The sequence below is a fragment of the Mesorhizobium sp. WSM4822 genome (assembly GCF_055811155.1).
Map to the genome: position 1 here is coordinate 1 of NZ_JBVVQM010000001.1, position 18,756 is coordinate 18,756.

Genomic DNA, 18,756 nt, shown 5'->3' on the forward strand with positions numbered 1-18,756 from the left:
CATTCTCAATGCAAAAGCACGCGATGCGCGCATGGAGTTCGCCAATGCAACTTGACACCACAGATAGTCGCTCATTGCCCTGCCGGGCATTTCTCCCCGTATAGTGACGGGGAGAAAGATGCTGTTGTCCGATGGTTTCACCAATTATCAATGTTGCGAGAAGAACGCCAAGAGTGCGGCCAGCTTCCTTCTCCCCGTCACTATACGGGGAGAAGATGCCGGCAGGCAGATGAGGGGCGGCGCAAGCGGATCGCGCTAAGCCCGTTCGGCCAGCAATTCCTCGCCGCGCTTCTCGCGGATTAGATTGACGAAGCGACGGAACAGATAGTGCGAATCCTGCGGGCCGGGCGAAGCCTCCGGGTGATGCTGGACCGAGAACACCGGCCGGCCGGTCAGCGTGATGCCGCAGTTCGAACCATCGAACAGCGAGACGTGGGTTTCCTCGACGCCCGATGGCAGCGAGTCGGCATCGACGGCAAAGCCGTGGTTCATCGAGACGATCTCGACCTTGCCGGTGGTGTGATCCTTGACCGGATGGTTGGCGCCGTGATGGCCCTGGTGCATCTTGGCGGTCTTGCCGCCCAGCGCCAGTGCCAGCATCTGGTGGCCGAGGCAGATGCCGAACACCGGGATGTCGGTCTTCAACAGATCCCGGATGACCGGCACGGCATAGTCACCGGTGGCTTCCGGGTCGCCGGGGCCATTGGAGAGAAAAATGCCGTCCGGCTGCATGGCAAGGATTTCTTCGGCGCCGGTCTTGGCCGGCACCACCGTGACCTTGGCGCCGAGGCCGGCGAGCAGGCGCAATATGTTGCGTTTGACGCCATAATCGATGGCGACGACATGCATTGTCGGTTCGGTCTGTTCGCCAAAGCCTTCGTTCCACACCCAGGGCGTCTCGCGCCAGACCGAGGACTGGCCCGAGGTGACATCCTTGGCGAGGTCGAGGCCGATCAGGCCCGACCATGCGGCGGCGCGCCGCTTCAGATCGTCGAGATCGAACACGCCGTCGGGCGCGTGCGCGATCACGGCGTTGGGCATGCCCTTTTCGCGGATCAGCGCGGTCAGAGCGCGCGTGTCGATGCCCGACAGGGCGACGATGCCGCGCTTCTTCAGCCATTGGTCGAGACCGGTGCCGGCGCGATAGTTGGAAGGGTTGGTGACATCGGCCTTGAACACGGCGCCGACGGCACCGGCGCGGGCGGCGGGATTGAGGTCCTCGATGTCCTCGTCATTGGTGCCGATGTTGCCGATATGCGGGAAGGTGAAGGTGACGATCTGGCCGGCATAGGAAGGGTCTGTGAGGATTTCCTGGTAGCCGGTCAGCGCCGTGTTGAAGCAGACTTCGGCGACGGCGGAGCCGGTGGCGCCGAGACCGCGACCTTCGATGACGGTGCCGTCGGCCAGCACCAGAAGGGCGGTCGGCTTTTCAGTGGCCCATGCGGGGGTCAAGGCGGGCGTCATCTCGGCCATGCGGCACTCCTATCAGGCCGCGCGCTGCAACCGCCCCGGGAGGCCATCTGCGCGGCAAACGGCGCGAAGCGGCGATTTCGCGGCTCCCACGCAGTCAAATTTCCGTTCATGCAAGGCCCAGTACATAGGGGAAGGGGGCAGGGCGGTCAATGATCATGCGAAATGCCGCCATGTTTTATTTCGCGTAGCAAAATCAGTGGCTTGCTCCGGCACATCAGGGTTTGCCTTGGCCCGCCCGCGGCGCTATTGTCCGCGCCGATCGAAGGAGAATGCACCATGCGCGGCAAAATCGCCGAATCCCTGAAGAGCGCGATGAAGGCGCAGGACAAGCACCGGCTGCCGACATTGCGGCTGATCCAGGCGGCTATTCACGACCGCGACATCGCCAATCGCGGTTCGGGCAAGGAGCCGGCCAGCGACGAGGAGATCCTGCAGATCCTGGCCAAGATGGTGAAGCAGCGCGAGGAATCGGCCAAAGCCTTCGACGACGGCAAGCGGCCCGAACTCGCCGCGCAGGAGCGCGGCGAGATGGAGATCATCCGCACCTTCCTGCCGACGCAGTTGGACGATGCGGCGGTGACGGCTGCGGCGCGCGAGGCGATCGTCGCGACCGGTGCGGCCAGCCAGAAGGACATGGGCAAGGTGATTGCCGCACTGAAGCAGAAATATGCCGGCCAGATGGATTTCGGCAAGGCGAGCGGCATCGTCAAGGGCCTGCTGCAGTAGGGTGCTGCTCATCTCGTCGCTTGGTTGGCCGACCGGGCGCTCTCCGAATCCAGGTCCGTCCGGAATCCAAGTCCAGGAATTGGAACCCGGATAGCGCCGAGATGTTTATCCGTCATGCAACTGGAGAGATGTCATGACTGAGAACGAAACCCGCTATGAAACCGGTGCGACGAAATATCCGGCAAAGACCGATGCCGACGCTTCCGATGAATTCTCCCAGGATGCGGCCGCCAACAAGAAGCCCGCCAGCGGAATGGGGCTCACCCGCAGGAAGGATGAAGTAGAAGACCGCACCCGCCAATCGGAGGGACAAAACCCGCCAAGGCAAGTCACGCCGAGCGCCGCAACCGAAAAGACGTCCGGCGCCGGCCCCGCTATCGCGGAGCGTTCAAAGGACGCCAAGGCTCCGAAGAGCGGCCGCCAGCCTGGAGCGTATGTCAAGAAGTGATCGCTGGACGGGACCCGAGAGGTCCTGGCATTGCACGGCCGGTCATCAGCGACCGGTTTCCACTTGCGCCTTTCGCGACAGGTTGGTCGGTATCTGTCCGGCGGGCCTCCTCGGCTCCAATGCGCGGCGCAATGCCGGCGCTTCCTGCTGGATATGATCCCACAGCCGGTTGGCGATCGGCCCATGCGGCCGGTCGCGGCGCCTCGCCACCACCAGTTCGTCGGTGCGGCCCGGCAGATGGCGGCCGGCAATGGATTGCAGGCGCCCGTCATGCAGTTCTTCCTCGATCAGGAAGCGGGGCAGGTGGCCCCAGCCAAGGCCCTGCAGGATGATCTCCTTCTTCATGCCCTGGTCGGCGACGAGGCATTGCGGCGCGCCTTCGATCAGCGAATAGTTTTGCTGTGGCGAATGGCGGGCGCTGTCGCGCATGACGCATTGGGTGAGTGCCTGCATCTGGTCCAGAGTGATCGGCTGCTCGATACGCCCGGGCAGAAAGCCCGGCGCCACCACGGGAATGAAGGACACCTTGCACAGATCAACCCATTCCACCCGCGCATCGCCCTTGTCGACCCAGTGCAGGATCAGATCGGCTTCGTCATCGAATAGACGCTCCCATGGGCCGCCCACCGCTTCGAAATGCAGATGCAGGCGCGTGCCTGGGTACTGTGCGAAGAACCGCCCGAGCATGCCCAGCACATGCGGGCGCGGGCACAGGTCGCCTATCACCACGTGGATCTCGCTTTCCTCACCCATCGCCAACTGGGCGGCATGGACGCGCAAACCGTCCAACTCGCGCAGCAGCGATAGCGCTCGGCGGTGGAACGAAAGCCCGGCCTCGGTCGGACGCACGCGATAGCCGCTGCGGTCCAAAAGGATGAGGCCGAGCTGTCGTTCCAGCTTGGCGACGGCGGCGAACACCGCCGGGTGCGAGCGATACAGCATGGCCGCCGCAGGTTGAAAACCGCCGGTGCGGACCACTGCATCGAAGCATTGCAGGTCGTGCAGAGTGAATTCGGCCATATCAGTTTTTATTACAGAGATTGTCCTATCTTTGTAATATCAACAAAATCGCTCCACGGCTAGGCTCTGTCTCGTTCAACGTTCCAGAAGGAATCTTCATCATGAATGAGCTGAATTTCGTCACAACGGGCGACGGCACGCGCATCGCCTACCGCTTCGATGGCGAGGCAAGCAAGCCGGTGCTGGTGCTGTCGAATTCCATCGGCACCACGCTGCACATGTGGGACAGGCAGATCGGCGAATTGTCGAAGCATTTCCGTGTCCTGCGCTACGATTTTCGCGGCCATGGCGGATCGAGCGTTCCCGTCGGCGCCTACTCGCTCGACCGGCTTGGCCGCGACGTCATCGAGCTGCTCGACGCGCTCGACCTGCAACGCGTACATTTCCTTGGCCTGTCGCTCGGCGGGTTCGTCGCGCAGTGGCTCGGCATCCACGCGCCCGAGCGGATCGACCGGCTGATCCTGAGCAACACCTCGTCCCATCTCTCGCCGGCAAGCTATTTCGACGAGCGGATTGCCGCGGTGCGGCAGGCACCGGACATGTCGGAAACCGCCGAGACGTTCCTGAGCAACTGGTTCCCCACGTCGATGGTTGCCGCCAACGAGCCCGTGGTCGAAGAGTTTCGCACCATGCTGCTGGCTATCGACCGGCAAGGTCTGGCGGGTCTGTTCGCAGCGGTTCGCGACGCCGATCTTCGCCGCACCGTAGCACTGATACCGCGGCCGACGCTGGTGATCGCCGGTCGGCACGACACGGTGACAGCAGCCAGCCACGGTGAGATGATTGCCGCGGCGGTGCCCGGCGCGAAGCTGATAGTGCTGCCCGCGGTCCATCTGTCGAACATCGAATATCCGGCAGAGTTCATCCAGGCTGTGGTCGATTTCCTGCGCTGAGCTGGAGCGCGACGGAAAGGCGTCCGGCACCAGTCCGGCGGTCGCCGAAACGTTCAAAGGACGTACTGGTTCAGAAGGCGGGGCGGCGGCCTCGGTCAACGTGAGCGCCTAGGCGAAACCGAGCCATCTGGCGAAAAGCTTATTCAACGCCTTCGGAACGATCGCGTCACCTTGCCATTATCAGCACGAGAGCCGGCTCGGACAGGCAAGCGCCGTGACCCGACCTTAGAGGCGGCCGATGACTTTCGAGCGCCAACACGAACACACCGGAGGAAGCGATGACTGGACGCAAAACCCATGACCAACAAATTCGCATCATTGAAGAGCGAGAAAACACAAAGAATGCCGGCAAGGATTTCGATTCAGAGGCGGATCTGAAACGATCAGCGGCGGAACGCGAAGCGCTGCGCAAAGGATCGGACATGAGAACCGACACACCTGACCTCGTCGATCCGGACGACCGCAACATCCTTCGCGGCAAAAATCAGGAAAGCGTCCATCACAAAAATCGTCCTGACGACTAGATGAGCACCGATCCTGGAACATTTGTCATAGATTGGAGGCAGCCCATGGCACGCGGGAGCAAGAAACACATCGGAGCAGGTTCACAGGGAAAGGGTTCTGGCACAGGCGCCATGACCGTAACGCCAAAGGACAAGCTCGAAGAAAACCAGGTTCTGTCCAATCGCGACAAGGCGCAGCATTCCAAAGAACGCGGTTTGGACTCCAAACAGGTCGCGACTGAGCAGCACCAGGATCATGCCGCCAACCGTTTGCGGGACTGACGGTTGACACGGGCGCCAGCCTCGGCACGGCTGCCCAGGGAGCCGTCAGATTCGATGCCGACGCTATTTGACTCCGAGGCTTTCGGGCCAAAGCGCCTGGATTTCTTTCGGCAGGGCATCGCGCACCTTGGCCGATTGGCCAAGATCAATATGCCGTGCAAGAACTCGGAACACCGGGCGTGCCGCCTCCTCGGGATCGACGGGGCGGATCGATTTCAATTCCTCGCCGATGTGCTGCGAGAAGTTTTCAAGGGAGCGCGTTTTGTCCGGCTCGGCTGCGGGCCGGTAGTGCTCGTAATAAGCGCCGCGCACCAGGAGCGGCAGTTCCGCCCCAAGTTTGGCCGCAAGCCCGATCTGTAGCCTGTCCCTTACGGTCCGCAAGACCGCGCCCAATATGTGCCATGCAATCCGCCGATCCGGACCATGATCGTCCATGATCTCGTCGAGCCAGATGTTGGTCGTCTGCAGCGTCCTGTCAAAAACATCCAAACCGGTAGCGCTCATCATCGCCTCCTCATCAAATTCATGTCTGGTTTCGAAACGATGCTCGGGGACAATCGTTTCGCTATCTGTCGACAAAATTGGCTCGGTCTGTGATCCGGCTCTGCTCCAGGATCACGGAATGGCTCTTGGTTGCGCTGGAACCCCTTCCGAAGCAGTTCGTTCCTTGAGTGGGCGGCTTTGAGGAGTTGGTTGGGTGGGGGAGCGCGTCCCGCAACAGGTTTTTTTGCGATGCCTGCAAGGAAGACAAAAACCGATGAAGGCGAGAACCGGCAGCAACTCCTGCAGATGATGACCACGGAGCATTTGGTGCTCGGGACCGCCAGAGCGGCGACGATTCAGGAGGCGAATCAGCGCGCAAATTTGTTCCTGACTTCGGTATCCAGCGCCACGATCGCCCTTGCCTTCGTCGCCCAGGTGACAAGGATGGGGCTTCCTTTCATGCTGTTCAGCCTGATCCTGTTGCCATGCCTCTACTTCATCGGGCTGGTGACATTCGTCAGGGCTGTGCAGGTGGCCATCGAAGACATGGTCCACGCCCGCGGCATGGCACGCATCAGGCACTACTACACCGAGCTTACTCCCTCGATGGCGCGTTATCTGGTTCACTCCTCTCATGACAACCAAACGGCTCTGCTGGCCGATGTCGGCCTCAAGCCAAGGCCCTGGCAAGCGTTCGCCGGAACCGCAGGGATGGTGAATGTCGTCAACGGTGCCATCGCCGGTGTCTTTGCCGGGGTGATGCTCAAGGTTGTCATTGGCTCGACAGTCAGTCTCGCCGTGACTGTCGGCATTCTAGCCTTTGCGGTGAGCAATTGGTGCCTCTGGCAACATCACAGGCGCAGTTGGGCAAGCGCGGAACACAAGCTGAAGGTGCTGTTTCCGAACGTGCCGGACAGCGACGGCGACGCGCGGATCGGATAGCCCGTTCCAGAGGGACGGCAGAAGCACCAGCTCGCTAGGCGGAGACCTCAAGCACGATCTTGCCACGCACATGCTCATTTTCCAGCCGTTCTTCCGCCTTGGCGACCTCTCCAAGAGGGTAGGTGGCTTGCACGAAGGGGGTGACCTTGCCGGCCTCGATGAGGCGGCCGATCTCGGCAAGATGCGCCGCATTCGGTTCGGCCAGATAGGAGACGCCACGCGCCCGGCGCAAGTTTGCCTTTTCCTGCGACGGTTCGGAAAGAGTGGAAACGAGTGTTCCGCCTGGCTTGAGCACATCCCAGGAGCGGTCCTGCGTGTCGCCCGCGACAAGGTCGAACACCAGGTCGACCGCATCGACGACCTCTTCGAAACGCTGGTTCTTGTAGTCGACCGTCTGATCGGCGCCGAGCTCACGGACGAAAACCACGTCCTCGGCGGAAACGGTTGTCGCGACGAACGCGCCCGCGGCCTTGGCGAACTGGATCGCCAGATGACCGACGCCGCCGGCGCCGCCATGGATGAGAACCCGTTGCCCGGATTTGAGGCCGCCATGGTCGAACAGGCCCTGCCATGCAGTGATGCCGGCAAGCGGCACCGCCGCGGCTTCGACATGGCTTAGACGATCCGGTTTCGCAGCCGCCTCCGTCGCCTTGACCACGACAAATTCGGCATTGCCGCCCCGGTCATGACCAAGCATCGCGAATAATGGGTCGCCCTTCTTCAACGTATGCGCCCGCGTGCCGCAGATTTCCACCGTGCCGGACACGTCGCGCCCGAGCGTGACCGGCAGGGTTTCGCTCGTCGAACCTTCGCGGATCTTGTAGTCGATCGGATTGACGCTCGCGGCGCGAACCCTGAGCACAACCTCGTCGTCAAGCGGTTGAGGCAAGGGGACTTGATCGATCGAAACAACCTCAGGTCCGCCAAAAGCATGGATGCGGGCTGCTTTCATGTCGGCATATCTCCTGTTGTTTGGCTGTCGGCGACAGTGTCTGCTGGGCTGTCGTCAGCGGCTGTGCAGCCCAGATTGCGAAGGCAGGCACGCCGGTTTTCCAGCGGGCCACCGCCGCTGCAAGGTCGCCACTCCTGCTAGGCCGTAGAAAGCGTCGGCGGGTTTTGATTCACATGGCGGCAAGGCTACAACCAGACTTGCTGGCTTTCTAACTGGGTAGCAGGCCGTTGGTTCCAACCACCGCAATCGGCTGAACGTGGTGCCGGAAATTCTCTCCTCGGCCAGAGCATTCAACCAGTCTGATCCATCCGGCCCTTATGCACACAGCTGTTTGAGTAGCGACGCCGAGGAGAGAGGCGGGGCCGAAGCTGCTGGCGCGCTGACCTTGGAGATCGGATTGAATCATTGCTGGTGGGTCGCAGGGCCGCCGATCAATGCGTTCGCACGACGAACATAAAGCAGCACGGTCTTAATCAACGCGGCGGCGCTATGCGGACTTCAAGACGCTTCGCAGATCGGCAGCGGCTGTGGCGGCGGTGCCGGATGATCCTTCCTGTATTGGGCGATGATCGGCTCAAGGGTCTTTCTCGGCCAGAATTTCGGTGTGCCGATTTCCTTCAGGCAGGACGCGTTCCAGTAGGCGCCCGGCTGTGAACGGTCGGCTGCGACCGCGGTGATGTCGCGCGATTCCGGGTAGATGTAGAGCGTCGTCGGATTGTCCTTGACCATCGGGATGATCCGCTTGGCATCCGCCGGCGACCAGCTGGTGCAGCCATTGCTGCGACCGCCGGCATAGTCCACCAGCTTGCCGAACGGCACGAAGCCGTCATGGTCGGCGTGCGAGCTGTTCGGGTTTTTGCGCAGGCACATGCCATGCAGCACCTGGGCGGCGTGACCGCCGATCGCCCGCTGCCTGGCGTTCGCGGCTTCGCCTTCGCCGTCGAACTGGATGAAGGTGCGCTGGAAAACCGCGTCCTGCTTCGCGCCGGTGCGGTAATAGCCCTTGAACGAGGTTTTGGCCTCGCTGGTCATATAGGCGCCGCCGGCCGTCAACGATGAATCCATCGCATTGCCGAAGTTCTTCGCGCACCGTTTGCCGTTTGAAAAATCGACGACGCCTTTCAAATTCCGGCCGCTGCCGTGGCCTGACGAAATCGCGCGAAATGATTGGCTGGCTTCGCAGATGACGTAGTAGCGGCGGCCGAGCACGCCATTGCCCAGATCGCTGGGGCGTGTCGCATCCATGGCGAAGTAGCAGGGGTTCTTGACAGCGCCTTGCGCGACCTTCTTCCGGTAAAGCGCGCGAGCTCGTTCGAGGACAATTTGCGAGATCTGGCCGTCGCTGTCGCCGACATGAGCCTGCAGCCAGGCTGGAACGGCAGATGGTGCGGCAAAGGATCGGGCCGATACCGCCACGGCGATGACGACGAGAAGGCTGGCGACGACACCCAGAGAAACAGATCTCAACCGCACCGGATCAATTCTCCTTGTCGAAGCGTTTTGTGATGTTGCCACCAGGAATCGACCGTAGAGGGTCTCGCATTATCAGGCGAAACACATCTTGTTTAGCGCACCCAAAAGGAAGGCGGCACATATGGGGCTGCTTTCGACCCGAAGCCGAACTCGGGGTGCCAACAGAGAGTGAATTTACATCGAAAAAAAGGAACGGCGCCGACGAACACGACGGCCGCCGCCGCAGCAAACCAATACGACGAACGTGGAATACCGTGGTCTGCTTTCTCTCCTCGTATTCTTATGAGCATAGCCAGTCCGACCGAGCACAAAATAAAGCCCGCAAGGGCCGAAAAAATAAATAGATACATACCGGCCTCCACACCAAGTTGGGCACCCCGGTGGTGAATGGCTGACGCTTGGTATCGGCACCGTATGGCCAGATTCAGATTACCGGGTGTAGCGTGCGCTTCCGTTCGGCGTTGCCGCCCCGCACACGAGCGCTGGCTCGGGGCGAAGTCCGCAGGTCTCGACCATTCGCCGGGAGGGAATATTCGTCGCCGAAACAAGTTCGTAGATGTGCGTCGCACCCAGATCGCGGAACACGCTGACGATGATGCGGGCGTTGATGTAGCTGCCAAGCCCCTTGCCTCGCTGCTCTTCTGCTACCGCAACAAGTCCGCCCCAGGCATAGCGGTGATAACAACTGTACACATTGTGCGGCAGATAGCCGTGTGCGGCGGCCACGACGGTTCCTTTTTCGTCTCCGATAGCGACGGTGGTTGCCGGCCCGCAAGCTCCGAGCAGCAGCGAGCCGGAGAATGGAACAATCCCGGCCGCCGCCATAAGCGCCTGGAGGTGCTTCATAGGCTCACCTTCTGGATCGTCCGGTTGTTCCAGTTCGGCCAGGCCATCGGGCAGCGGTCGGGAAAGGATAGCTTCGGAAGCAGCAAGAGCGGTCACGCGGTCAGCGAGGAAGACATTCCATGTGTCGAAACGACAATCTCGCTCAGACAGGCGAGACCTGATCTCATCCACTTTCTCGCTTGGAATGAGGCGAAAGCCGCAGGCCCGATCACGGCTCAGAAACGCGTCGATCATCTTCCACCCGAGCCGGTCTGGGTCATCGCAGCCCATCATGCGTCCGTTCTGGCACGCGCCGGGCGTCGAATTGATGAAGTCGGCGCTTGCCTCGGCCTGTGCCTGCAGGTGCTGCTGCATCTCCGTACCGAAGTAACCTACCATAGGATGTCCCCCGTATAGAGAGCACTCTAGCCAGCTCAGGGCGTCACGCCAACAGCCTCATACATCCAGAGCCGCCCTACGTGCTTGGCTGCCAAGCGTCAGTACGCGATTTTCGATCCGCAGGGATTGAGCTACCATCTGATTCTGGCGCGGTCCACGCCACCTCCCTCCGTCGGGAAAGCATCGTTCATGCAGGGCGCTATCCAATCACCGAACCGACTGTTCGAGCACTTGGCATAAGGAGGGGTTGCAAAAACGGCTCGCACCAGGAGGTTTTGCGATGAAGTTGTCCGCGCCCATCTACCATCTCAAGCGTCAAGCCAGGCTTTTGTCTCGCGAGGGCAAGATTGCGCTGCACGAAGCGCTCGACCGTGTTGCAGCACAGGAAGGGTTCACCAGCTGGAGCCTGCTTGCCGCCAAGGCAGCCGAGGCGGCGCCCGCCGGCAGACTGTTCGCGCAACTTGCGCCCGGCGACCTGGTTCTGGTCGGTGCGCGACCCGGACACGGCAAGACGCTGATGAGCCTCGAACTCGCGGTCGAAGCCATGAAATCAGGCCATCGCGGTGTGTTCTTTACGCTCGAATATACGCAAAGGGATGTGCTGGACCGGTTTCGCGCCATCGGGGCGGACCCGGTGCAGTTCAACGACCAGTTCACATTCGATAATTCCGACGCCATCAGTGCCGCCTACATCGTCAAGGCATTGGGTTCGGCGCCGCGCGGCACGCTGGTGGTGATCGATTATCTGCAACAGCTCGATCAGAAGCGGGAAAACCCGGACCTGATGGCGCAGGTTCGCACGCTGAAGGCCTTTGCCCGCGACAGGGGACTGATCCTCGTCTTCATCTCGCAGATCGATCGGTCATACGATCCGGCGAAGAAGCCATGTCCCGATATCAGCGATGTGCGGTTACCGAACCCTCTGGACCTGTCGCTGTTCGACAAGACCTGCTTCCTGAACAAGGGCGAAATCCGGTTCCAGGCGGCAGGCTGACGATCAGGTCAGCCTGCCTTCATTGGGCCGCTGCCGGCAGATTCAGAGGCTGCGCAACCGATGCCGAACCGTGCTGCGCGCGCAATGCTTCGGCGGCCTGGCGAACCACTTCGGATATAAGCAGCAGCTGTTTGGCGATCGGGCTTGTCTTGCGCCAGATCATGCCGATCGTCCGCGACGGTTGGGGGTTGGCGAAATGGGCGATAGAGACCGCCGCCGAGCGCGTCTCCACCGGCACGGCCATTTCGGGGATCAAGGTGACGCCGACGCCGGCGCCGACCATCTGCACCAGGGTCGACAGCGAGCTGCCGTCCAGCAACTCCCTTGGGCGCACCGAATGCATGTTGCAGAACGACAGCGCCTGGTCGCGAAAACAATGGCCTTCCTCGAGCAGGAGCAGCCGCATCTCGCGCAGCATTTCGCGGTTGGGCACCGGCTTTCCCTCATCCTCGCCGGGCCGGACCAGCACGAAGTTCTCGGCAAACAGCACGATTTCCGTCAGCGACGCTTCCGATACCGGCAAGGCGACGATGGCGGCATCGAGCCGGCCGTCGGCCAGTTCCTGGATCAGCTTCTGCGTCTGCGTTTCGCGCACATGGATATCGAGCCCGTCATGCATGCGGGCGAGGTTGCCGATGATGGCAGGCAGAAGGTAGGGTGCGATCGTCGGGATTACCCCGATGCGCAACCGTCCCACCAGCCGGTCGCGCGAGGCGCGGGCCAGATCCGTCAGCTCATCCACCGAGCGCAGGATGTCGCGAACGCGCAAGGCGAATTCCTCGCCGAAATTGGTCAGCCGGACCTGGCGTGGGCCTCTTTGGAAAAGCTCCGTGCCAAGCGTTTCCTCCAACTCCCGGATCTGCACCGAGATGGCGGGCTGCGAGATCGCGCAGGCATCGGCGGCACGGCCGAAATGATTGTGCCGCGCCAGTGCCTCGAAATAACGCAACTGCTTCAGCGTCAGGTTTGTCATAATGTCATCTTATCGCTGTAATCAGGAAATCCAACTTAAATTAATCAATTGGCTTTGCTATACGAGTCGCAACAAAGATGAGGAGCAGCCGGGACCGCCTGGTGAGGCGCATGCCCGCGGCAACGGGACATCCAACATATTCGGTCGCGTATCGGGCATATGGTCATCGCGCCAGCCATGAAACGGACCGCCTCCAGGGACATCCAACGTCCCTGTTCACGCAGCAGTTGAACAGCTCAACACAGCCACGATCGGAGAAGAACATGGACGCACAGACCGATGATCCCAGCGCCGGCAAATGCCCCGTTGCACACGGATCCTCCAGCAGGAGCAACCGTGACTGGTGGCCCAACCAACTCGATCTCGGCGTTCTCCATCAGCAATCGAACCTTTCGGATCCGATGGGCGAAGAGTTCGACTATGCCGAGGAATTCAAGTCGCTCGATCTCGATGCGGTGATCAAGGACCTGCACCAGGTGATGACGGATTCGCAGGAGTGGTGGCCGGCCGACTTCGGCCATTATGGGCCGCTGTTCATCCGCATGGCCTGGCACAGTGCCGGCACCTACCGCATCGGCGATGGCCGTGGCGGCGCCGGGGCCGGCCAGCAGCGTTTTGCTCCGCTCAACAGTTGGCCGGACAATGCCAATCTCGACAAGGCGCGCCGGCTGCTGTGGCCGGTCAAGCAGAAATATGGCCGCAAGATCTCCTGGGCCGACCTGCTGATCCTCACCGGCAACGTCGCGCTGGAATCGATGGGCTTCAAGACCTTCGGTTTTGCTGGCGGCCGTGCCGACGTCTGGGAACCCGAACAGGACGTCGATTGGGGTTCGGAAACCAAGTGGCTCGACGACAAGCGCTACTCCGGCGACCGCGAACTCCAGGGCCATCTCGGCGCCGTCCAGATGGGACTGATCTACGTCAATCCGGAAGGGCCGAACGGCAAGCCGGATCCGCTGGCCTCGGCACGCGACATCCGCGAGACCTTCGCGCGCATGGCCATGAACGACGAGGAGACCGTGGCGCTGATCGCCGGCGGCCACACCTTCGGCAAGACGCACGGCGCCGGCGATGCCTCGCTGGTGGGTGCGGAGCCGGAAGGCGCCGGCATCGAGGCGCAGGGACTCGGCTGGTCGAGCAAGCATGCCACGGGCATTGCCGGCGACGCCATCACCTCGGGCCTCGAGGTGACCTGGACCACGACGCCGACCAAGTGGAGCAACAACTTCTTCGACAATCTGTTCAACTTCGAATGGGAACTGACCACGAGCCCGGCGGGCGCGCATCAGTGGACGCCGAAGGGCGGCGCCGGCGCCGGAACCGTTCCGGATGCCCACGATCCGTCCAAGCGCCGCGCGCCTGCCATGCTGACCACCGATCTCGCACTGAAAGTCGATCCGGCCTACGAGAAAATCTCGCGGCGCTTCCATGAGCATCCGGACCAGTTCGCCGACGCGTTTGCCCGCGCCTGGTACAAGCTGACCCATCGCGACATGGGTCCGGTCGTTCGTTATCTCGGCCCGCTCGTGCCGAAGGAAGAGCTGATCTGGCAGGATCCGATCCCGGCGGTCGACCATGAACTGGTCGGCGAGCAGGACATTGCGTCGCTGAAGGCGAATATCCTGGCATCGGGCCTGTCGGTCTCCGAATTGCTCTCGACTGCGTGGGCCTCGGCCTCGACGTTCCGCAATTCCGACAAGCGCGGTGGTGCCAACGGGGCACGTATCCGACTGGCACCGCAAAAGGATTGGGACGTCAACCAGCCGGCGGAACTGTCGAAGGTGCTGGCGAAGCTGGAAGCCATCCAGACGGAGTTCAACGCGGCACAGACCGGCGCAAAAAAGATCTCGCTGGCCGACCTTATCGTGCTCGGCGGCGTCGCTGCGGTCGAGAAGGCGGCGAAGGACGGCGGCCACGAAACCAAGGTGCCGTTCACGCCGGGCCGCATGGATGCTTCACAGGAACAGACCGATGTCCATTCCTTTGCCGCGCTCGAGCCGAAAGTCGACGGCTTCCGCAACTATGTCAGGGGCAAGCAGCCGATGTCGGTCGAGGCCATGCTGGTCGACCGGGCGCAATTGCTGTCGCTGACCGCGCCCGAGATGACGGTTCTGGTCGGCGGTCTGCGCGTGCTCGGCGCCAACACGGCCAAGTCGAAGCACGGCGTGCTCACCGACCGGCCGGGTACGTTGACCAACGACTTCTTCGTCAATCTGCTCAGCATGAACACGGTCTGGGATCCGGCGGCCGGCTCCGACGAAGTCTACGAGGCGCGTGACCGCAAGACCAAGGCGGTCAAGTGGACCGGCACCCGTGCCGACCTGATCTTCGGCTCGCACGCCCAGCTCCGCGCGCTTGCCGAGGTCTACGGGTCGGCGGACGCCAAGGCGAAATTCACCAGGGATTTCGTCGCTGCGTGGACCAAGGTGATGAACGCCGACCGCTTCGACATTGCCTGAACTCGCATAAGGCACTCCGGCGCAGCCGCGCCGGAGTGCCAATCCTCCCAAGGACATGAGATCGGGGCCGCGTTTCCAGCGATGGGAACGCGGCCCTTGTCGTAAGAGACTGCGCTTTGGTGGACCGTGCCTTCCCGGGCAAGGATGCTATTTTACCGGCGTAGCGTCTCCCACCGGTGGAATATGGTCGAAATCGTCAAACCCGCGCTTGAACATCTGCCGTCCTACAAGGCGGCGCTCGAGCGCGGCTGGTCGCCGGACAATGTGCGGCTCGAAGAAGCGACGCGCGAGCAGCTTGCGGCAATCGAAAAGGATCCAGTGGCCTTTCTCGCCGACCTCGATGATCCCCAGGCCAAGGGTGATCCGATCACCTTGCCCGGCGGCAAGCAAGTGCCGCGCCTGCCGGGCTTCCGCCGCTGGATCTGGGACGGCGAGGCGTCGGGCTCGATCGGCTTCCGCTGGCAACCTGGCACGGCCGCTCTGCCGCCGCATGTGCTCGGCCATATCGGCTATGCGGTGATGCCATGGAAGCGGCGACGCGGCTACGCCACCGAGGCGCTGCGGCTGATGCTGGACGAGGCGAGGGCGGTCGGCCTGCCCTATGTCGAGATCACCGCCAAGCCGGGCAATCCGGCCTCGCACAAGGTGATACTGGCCAATGGCGGCAAGCTCGTCGAACGCTTCTTCGAGGATGCTGCCTACGGCGGGGCGGAAAGTTTGCGGTTCAGGATCGAGTTGTAGGGGCGCGGGGCGCCGCGGCCGGAGGGGTGGTTAGTTCTGCAGCATTAGTAATTGTAGGTCTGCACATGCGCCGTCATCGGAGTCCGTCCGCCAATAGCGGCCATCACGTCGAGTAAATCCGATACAATACCATGGCGATGAGCATCACCACGAGCGCGATGAAAATGCGTTCCACCCACCGCATCAGCTTCGACTTCGAGGGGTTGCCCGATATCGCGTTTCCCAATATGTCCCCAAGAAAATGAAGCAAATTGTCCATCGCGTGGTTGGCCTCCGATTTTATACATTTTGCCGTCAGTGATTGTACTGGATCAACCACTTTAACGTTAGCATGTCTGCGAAAAGTCAAAGCAGAAATATGCTCGTTTTACGTCGCCCAGTGCCGGTGGTTCTGCAGCGCTGCGACTCTCTAAGGTCGTTGCACGGAACCCATAAGGCTGCGCCGCGTCGCTCCTTGCCTCACCCATGTTCGTCAGCGCACAGCGCGTGGTCGGACAGCGCGCGGATGACGTAGCAGTCGCCGACCGTCTTGCCGTCGCAGCAAGAAGCGATGCGCTCGAGTTCGGCTTCAAGCCGCTTCAGCTGAGTGATCTTCTCCCGCACCGAGATCAATTGTTCTTCGGCGATCCGGTCGGCGTGGCCGCAGGGCTGCTCGGGGTGGCTGCTCAATTCGATCAGCGAGCGGATGTCGTCGACGGCGAAGCCGAGGTCGCGGGCGTGGCGGATGAAGGCCAACCGCTCCAGCTCCTGCCTGGAATAGCGGCGCTGGTTGCCTTCCGAACGCTCGGGTGCGGCAACAAGGCCCATCTGCTCGTAATAGCGGATGGTCGGCACCTTGACCCCGGTGCGGCGCGAGAGATCACCGATGGAAAACATGAATTTGCCTCTTGAAGCTCTAGTCACTAGAGCAATTACAATGCCTGACATCAGCATTCAAGACCATACGGCGACGCCGCGCGGGCAAGACAGGCAGGTGATGTGATGACGACGCTCCTCAAGCAGGAAACAATCAGGCAGACACGGTTCAAGATCGGCGGCATGGACTGCGCCTCCTGCGCGGCCAAGATCGATACGGCGGTGCGTCGCCTCGACGGCGTCGCCGATGTCTCGGTTTCGGTGACCGGCGCCAGCATGACGGTCAGCCACGGCGGCGCGCTGCCGGAAGACAAGGTGCTGCAACAGGTGGCAAGGCTCGGCTATGGCATCGTCAAGGCCGAGGCGCAGGTATCGCCGATCTCAGACAGGGCGCACGCCGATCACGTCCCCAATGACCATGAAGGCCACGATCATGGCCATGCCGAGCCGGGGCAGGCGTGGTGGCGTTCCCGCCGGGCGGTGTTGACGCTGGCCTGCGCGGCAGCGCTTCTCGCCGCCTATGGCATCGGCCATCTGTTCCCAGTGGCGGAGCGCTGGGTCTTCCTTGCCGCCCTGCTGGTCGGCCTGGTGCCGATCGGGCGGCGCGCGCTGATGGCGGCATTGGCCGGCACACCGTTTTCGATCGAGATGCTGATGACCATCGCGGCGATAGGCGCCGTGATGATAGGCGCCACGGAAGAGGCAGCCGCCGTGGTGGTGCTGTTCCTGATTGGCGAACTTCTGGAAGGTGTCGCCGCCGGCCGCGCGCGAGCGAGCATCCAGGGGCTTGCCGATCTGGTGCCGAAGACGGCACTGGTCGAGCGGGCGGGCGGCACATCGGAAGTTCCTGCCGAACGGCTCGGCGTCGGCGACATCATCCTAGTGCGGCCGGGCGACCGCATCCCGGCCGATGGCGAGATCATCGAGGGATCGAGCGATATCGACGAGGCGCCGGTGACCGGCGAGAGCACGCCCAAGCGCAAGGGCGTCGCGGACGCCGTCTTTGCCGGCACGATCAGCACCGACGGCGTGCTCAAGGTGCGGGTGACGGCGGCCGCGTCCGACAACACCATCGCCCGCATCGTGCGGCTGGTGGAGGAAGCGCAGGAGGCCAAGGCGCCGACCGAGCGCTTCATTGACCGCTTCTCGCGCACCTACACCCCGGCGGTGCTGGCGGTCGGCGCGCTGGTTGCGCTGTTGCCGCCACTGCTCATTGGCGGCGACTGGAACGAATGGATCTACAAGGGCCTGGCGATCCTGCTGATCGGTTGCCCCTGCGCGCTCGTCATCTCGACGCCGGCGGCGATAGCCGCAGGTCTTGCGACCGGCGCCCGGCGCGGACTGCTGATGAAAGGTGGCGCTGTATTGGAAGGCTTTCGCCGGGTCACGGCGGTGGCTTTCGACAAGACGGGCACGCTGACCGCGGGCAGGCCTGTCGTCACCGACGTCGTGGCGTATGGCCGCGATGAACGCACCGTGCTGGCGCTGGCGGCAGCGCTCGAGCAGGGCTCCAGCCATCCGTTGGCCATGGCTATCCTGGAGAGAGCCAAGACCGACAAGGCGCCGGTGCCGCCGGCCCTGGCGGCGAAGGCGATCTCGGGCAAAGGTGTCGAGGGCAGCGTCGGTGGCGTCGCCGTCTTCCTCGGCTCCGGTCCGGCGGCGGGCGAACGCGCCGACATGACGCAAGTGCAGCGCCTCGCCGTCGACAGCCTCAACGGGCAGGGCAAGACCGTGTCAGTGCTGGTCGCCGACGGCGTGGTGGCAGGGCTGATCGCCATGCGCGACGAGCCGCGACCGGATGCGGCGGCCGGCATTGCGGCGCTTAAGGCCGAAGGCATCCGCACGATCATGCTGACCGGCGACAATCGCCGCACGGCGCAAGCCATCGCCGCTTCGCTCGGCATCGAGGCTCGGGCGGAGCTGTTGCCTCAGGACAAGCAGCGCATCATCGGTGAATTGCAGCGCGAAGGGCTGAAGGTCGCCAAGGTCGGCGATGGCATCAACGACGCACCGGCGATCGCCGCCGCCGACATCGGAATCGCCATGGGCGGCGGCACCGATGTGGCGCTGGAGACGGCGGACGCGGCGATCCTGCATGGCCGCGTCATGGATGTCGCGCGCATGGTAAGACTGTCGCGGGCGGTGATGGCCAATATCGGCCAGAACATCAGCGTTGCGCTCGGGCTGAAGGCGGTGTTCCTGGTCACCACCATTTTGGGCATCACCGGCCTGTGGCCGGCGATCCTGGCCGATACCGGCGCCACGGTGCTGGTCACCGCCAACGCCATGCGCCTGCTGCGCTGGCGCGGGTGAAG

At 62.6% G+C, this 18,756-nt stretch carries 19 protein-coding genes; 10 read left to right on the top strand and 9 right to left on the bottom strand.

The genetic code is table 11. The annotated features are described in order from the left end of the window. Positions 1-255 precede the first annotated feature (255 nt). Positions 256-1,473 (bottom strand): glutamine-hydrolyzing carbamoyl-phosphate synthase small subunit, encoded by a 1,218-nt coding sequence (carA, locus tag AC0L3E_RS00005; protein WP_127380504.1) that lies wholly within the window; start codon positions 1,471-1,473, stop codon positions 256-258. Between the two features lie 276 nt (positions 1,474-1,749). Here carA and AC0L3E_RS00010 point away from each other — a divergent pair, with 276 nt between their 5' ends. Continuing rightward, a complete protein-coding gene (locus AC0L3E_RS00010; protein WP_473603842.1) occupies positions 1,750-2,199 on the top strand; it encodes a GatB/YqeY domain-containing protein in 450 nt (149 codons plus the stop codon). Between the two features lie 133 nt (positions 2,200-2,332). After that, on the top strand, positions 2,333-2,647 hold the full coding sequence (locus AC0L3E_RS00015) for a hypothetical protein (RefSeq protein ID WP_127321387.1): 315 nt from the start codon (positions 2,333-2,335) through the stop codon (positions 2,645-2,647). 45 nt (positions 2,648-2,692) lie between these two features. Here AC0L3E_RS00015 and AC0L3E_RS00020 read toward each other — a convergent pair whose 3' ends face one another. Then, complete coding sequence (locus AC0L3E_RS00020; protein WP_473603843.1) at positions 2,693-3,667, bottom strand: LysR family transcriptional regulator; 975 nt, start codon at positions 3,665-3,667, stop codon at positions 2,693-2,695. 101 nt (positions 3,668-3,768) lie between these two features. On the opposite strand from AC0L3E_RS00020, the gene pcaD reads away from it, so the two are divergent. From pcaD to AC0L3E_RS00035, 3 genes are all read left to right on the top strand, one after another. After that, positions 3,769-4,560 (top strand): 3-oxoadipate enol-lactonase, encoded by a 792-nt coding sequence (gene pcaD, locus AC0L3E_RS00025; protein WP_127272595.1) that lies wholly within the window; start codon positions 3,769-3,771, stop codon positions 4,558-4,560. Positions 4,561-4,838: 278 nt separating this feature from the next. Next, on the top strand, positions 4,839-5,084 hold the full coding sequence (locus AC0L3E_RS00030) for a hypothetical protein (protein ID WP_023809680.1): 246 nt from the start codon (positions 4,839-4,841) through the stop codon (positions 5,082-5,084). Positions 5,085-5,129: 45 nt separating this feature from the next. Beyond that, the gene (locus tag AC0L3E_RS00035) at positions 5,130-5,345 is read left to right on the top strand and encodes a hypothetical protein (RefSeq protein ID WP_292335136.1); all 216 of its coding nucleotides are present in this window, start codon (positions 5,130-5,132) and stop codon (positions 5,343-5,345) included. A 63-nt stretch (positions 5,346-5,408) separates the two neighbouring features. On the opposite strand, the gene AC0L3E_RS00040 is transcribed toward AC0L3E_RS00035, so the two are convergent. Next, positions 5,409-5,849 carry a DUF2267 domain-containing protein gene (locus AC0L3E_RS00040; protein ID WP_473604356.1) on the bottom strand — a complete coding sequence of 147 codons (441 nt, stop codon included), beginning with the start codon at positions 5,847-5,849 and terminating at the stop codon, positions 5,409-5,411. Positions 5,850-6,077: 228 nt separating this feature from the next. Between AC0L3E_RS00040 and AC0L3E_RS00045 the strand changes: the two genes are divergently transcribed. Beyond that, entirely contained in the window at positions 6,078-6,770 is a 693-nt protein-coding gene (locus AC0L3E_RS00045) for a hypothetical protein (protein ID WP_473603844.1), read from the top strand. Between the two features lie 34 nt (positions 6,771-6,804). Here AC0L3E_RS00045 and AC0L3E_RS00050 read toward each other — a convergent pair whose 3' ends face one another. The 3 genes from AC0L3E_RS00050 to AC0L3E_RS00060 all read right to left on the bottom strand — a co-directional run bounded on the left by AC0L3E_RS00050 (position 6,805) and on the right by AC0L3E_RS00060 (position 10,419). After that, complete coding sequence (locus tag AC0L3E_RS00050; RefSeq protein ID WP_473603845.1) at positions 6,805-7,722, bottom strand: NADP-dependent oxidoreductase; 918 nt, start codon at positions 7,720-7,722, stop codon at positions 6,805-6,807. Positions 7,723-8,220: 498 nt separating this feature from the next. Continuing rightward, on the bottom strand, positions 8,221-9,195 hold the full coding sequence (locus tag AC0L3E_RS00055; RefSeq protein WP_128308046.1) for a hypothetical protein: 975 nt from the start codon (positions 9,193-9,195) through the stop codon (positions 8,221-8,223). A 429-nt stretch (positions 9,196-9,624) separates the two neighbouring features. Further along, positions 9,625-10,419, bottom strand: a complete 795-nt coding sequence (locus AC0L3E_RS00060; RefSeq protein ID WP_473603846.1) for a GNAT family N-acetyltransferase — start codon at positions 10,417-10,419, stop codon at positions 9,625-9,627. A gap of 280 nt (positions 10,420-10,699) precedes the next feature. On the opposite strand from AC0L3E_RS00060, the gene AC0L3E_RS00065 reads away from it, so the two are divergent. After that, complete coding sequence (locus tag AC0L3E_RS00065; protein ID WP_473603847.1) at positions 10,700-11,413, top strand: DNA helicase; 714 nt, start codon at positions 10,700-10,702, stop codon at positions 11,411-11,413. Positions 11,414-11,432: 19 nt separating this feature from the next. On the opposite strand, the gene AC0L3E_RS00070 is transcribed toward AC0L3E_RS00065, so the two are convergent. Further along, positions 11,433-12,386, bottom strand: coding sequence for a hydrogen peroxide-inducible genes activator (locus AC0L3E_RS00070; protein ID WP_292335141.1), 954 nt, complete (start codon positions 12,384-12,386; stop codon positions 11,433-11,435). A gap of 263 nt (positions 12,387-12,649) precedes the next feature. Here AC0L3E_RS00070 and katG point away from each other — a divergent pair, with 263 nt between their 5' ends. Both katG and AC0L3E_RS00080 read left to right on the top strand, forming a co-directional pair. Next, positions 12,650-14,845, top strand: a complete 2,196-nt coding sequence (gene katG, locus AC0L3E_RS00075) for a catalase/peroxidase HPI (RefSeq protein WP_473603848.1) — start codon at positions 12,650-12,652, stop codon at positions 14,843-14,845. 183 nt (positions 14,846-15,028) lie between these two features. Then, complete coding sequence (locus tag AC0L3E_RS00080; protein ID WP_473603849.1) at positions 15,029-15,586, top strand: GNAT family N-acetyltransferase; 558 nt, start codon at positions 15,029-15,031, stop codon at positions 15,584-15,586. Positions 15,587-15,630: 44 nt separating this feature from the next. Here the strand turns inward: AC0L3E_RS00080 and AC0L3E_RS00085 are convergent, their stop codons facing one another. Together AC0L3E_RS00085 and AC0L3E_RS00090 are read right to left on the bottom strand one after the other, a co-directional pair. Continuing rightward, complete coding sequence (locus AC0L3E_RS00085; RefSeq protein WP_164898572.1) at positions 15,631-15,873, bottom strand: hypothetical protein; 243 nt, start codon at positions 15,871-15,873, stop codon at positions 15,631-15,633. 172 nt (positions 15,874-16,045) lie between these two features. Beyond that, positions 16,046-16,462 carry a MerR family transcriptional regulator gene (locus tag AC0L3E_RS00090; RefSeq protein WP_128308050.1) on the bottom strand — a complete coding sequence of 139 codons (417 nt, stop codon included), beginning with the start codon at positions 16,460-16,462 and terminating at the stop codon, positions 16,046-16,048. 105 nt (positions 16,463-16,567) lie between these two features. Between AC0L3E_RS00090 and AC0L3E_RS00095 the strand changes: the two genes are divergently transcribed. Next, entirely contained in the window at positions 16,568-18,754 is a 2,187-nt protein-coding gene (locus AC0L3E_RS00095; RefSeq protein ID WP_473603850.1) for a heavy metal translocating P-type ATPase, read from the top strand. Positions 18,755-18,756 lie beyond the last annotated feature (2 nt).

What these genes read in the sequence shown, in the direction of transcription:
- carA (WP_127380504.1), bottom strand. Translation starts at nt 1,473, where the DNA reads ATGGCCGAGATGACGCCCGCCTTGACCCCCGCATGGGCCACTGAAAAG.
- AC0L3E_RS00010 (WP_473603842.1), top strand. Translation starts at nt 1,750, where the DNA reads ATGCGCGGCAAAATCGCCGAATCCCTGAAGAGCGCGATGAAGGCGCAG.
- AC0L3E_RS00015 (WP_127321387.1), top strand. Translation starts at nt 2,333, where the DNA reads ATGACTGAGAACGAAACCCGCTATGAAACCGGTGCGACGAAATATCCG.
- AC0L3E_RS00020 (WP_473603843.1), bottom strand. Translation starts at nt 3,667, where the DNA reads ATGGCCGAATTCACTCTGCACGACCTGCAATGCTTCGATGCAGTGGTC.
- pcaD (WP_127272595.1), top strand. Translation starts at nt 3,769, where the DNA reads ATGAATGAGCTGAATTTCGTCACAACGGGCGACGGCACGCGCATCGCC.
- AC0L3E_RS00030 (WP_023809680.1), top strand. Translation starts at nt 4,839, where the DNA reads ATGACTGGACGCAAAACCCATGACCAACAAATTCGCATCATTGAAGAG.
- AC0L3E_RS00035 (WP_292335136.1), top strand. Translation starts at nt 5,130, where the DNA reads ATGGCACGCGGGAGCAAGAAACACATCGGAGCAGGTTCACAGGGAAAG.
- AC0L3E_RS00040 (WP_473604356.1), bottom strand. Translation starts at nt 5,849, where the DNA reads ATGAGCGCTACCGGTTTGGATGTTTTTGACAGGACGCTGCAGACGACC.
- AC0L3E_RS00045 (WP_473603844.1), top strand. Translation starts at nt 6,078, where the DNA reads ATGCCTGCAAGGAAGACAAAAACCGATGAAGGCGAGAACCGGCAGCAA.
- AC0L3E_RS00050 (WP_473603845.1), bottom strand. Translation starts at nt 7,722, where the DNA reads ATGAAAGCAGCCCGCATCCATGCTTTTGGCGGACCTGAGGTTGTTTCG.
- AC0L3E_RS00060 (WP_473603846.1), bottom strand. Translation starts at nt 10,419, where the DNA reads ATGGTAGGTTACTTCGGTACGGAGATGCAGCAGCACCTGCAGGCACAG.
- AC0L3E_RS00065 (WP_473603847.1), top strand. Translation starts at nt 10,700, where the DNA reads ATGAAGTTGTCCGCGCCCATCTACCATCTCAAGCGTCAAGCCAGGCTT.
- AC0L3E_RS00070 (WP_292335141.1), bottom strand. Translation starts at nt 12,386, where the DNA reads ATGACAAACCTGACGCTGAAGCAGTTGCGTTATTTCGAGGCACTGGCG.
- katG (WP_473603848.1), top strand. Translation starts at nt 12,650, where the DNA reads ATGGACGCACAGACCGATGATCCCAGCGCCGGCAAATGCCCCGTTGCA.
- AC0L3E_RS00080 (WP_473603849.1), top strand. Translation starts at nt 15,029, where the DNA reads ATGGTCGAAATCGTCAAACCCGCGCTTGAACATCTGCCGTCCTACAAG.
- AC0L3E_RS00085 (WP_164898572.1), bottom strand. Translation starts at nt 15,873, where the DNA reads ATGTATAAAATCGGAGGCCAACCACGCGATGGACAATTTGCTTCATTT.
- AC0L3E_RS00090 (WP_128308050.1), bottom strand. Translation starts at nt 16,462, where the DNA reads ATGTTTTCCATCGGTGATCTCTCGCGCCGCACCGGGGTCAAGGTGCCG.
- AC0L3E_RS00095 (WP_473603850.1), top strand. Translation starts at nt 16,568, where the DNA reads ATGACGACGCTCCTCAAGCAGGAAACAATCAGGCAGACACGGTTCAAG.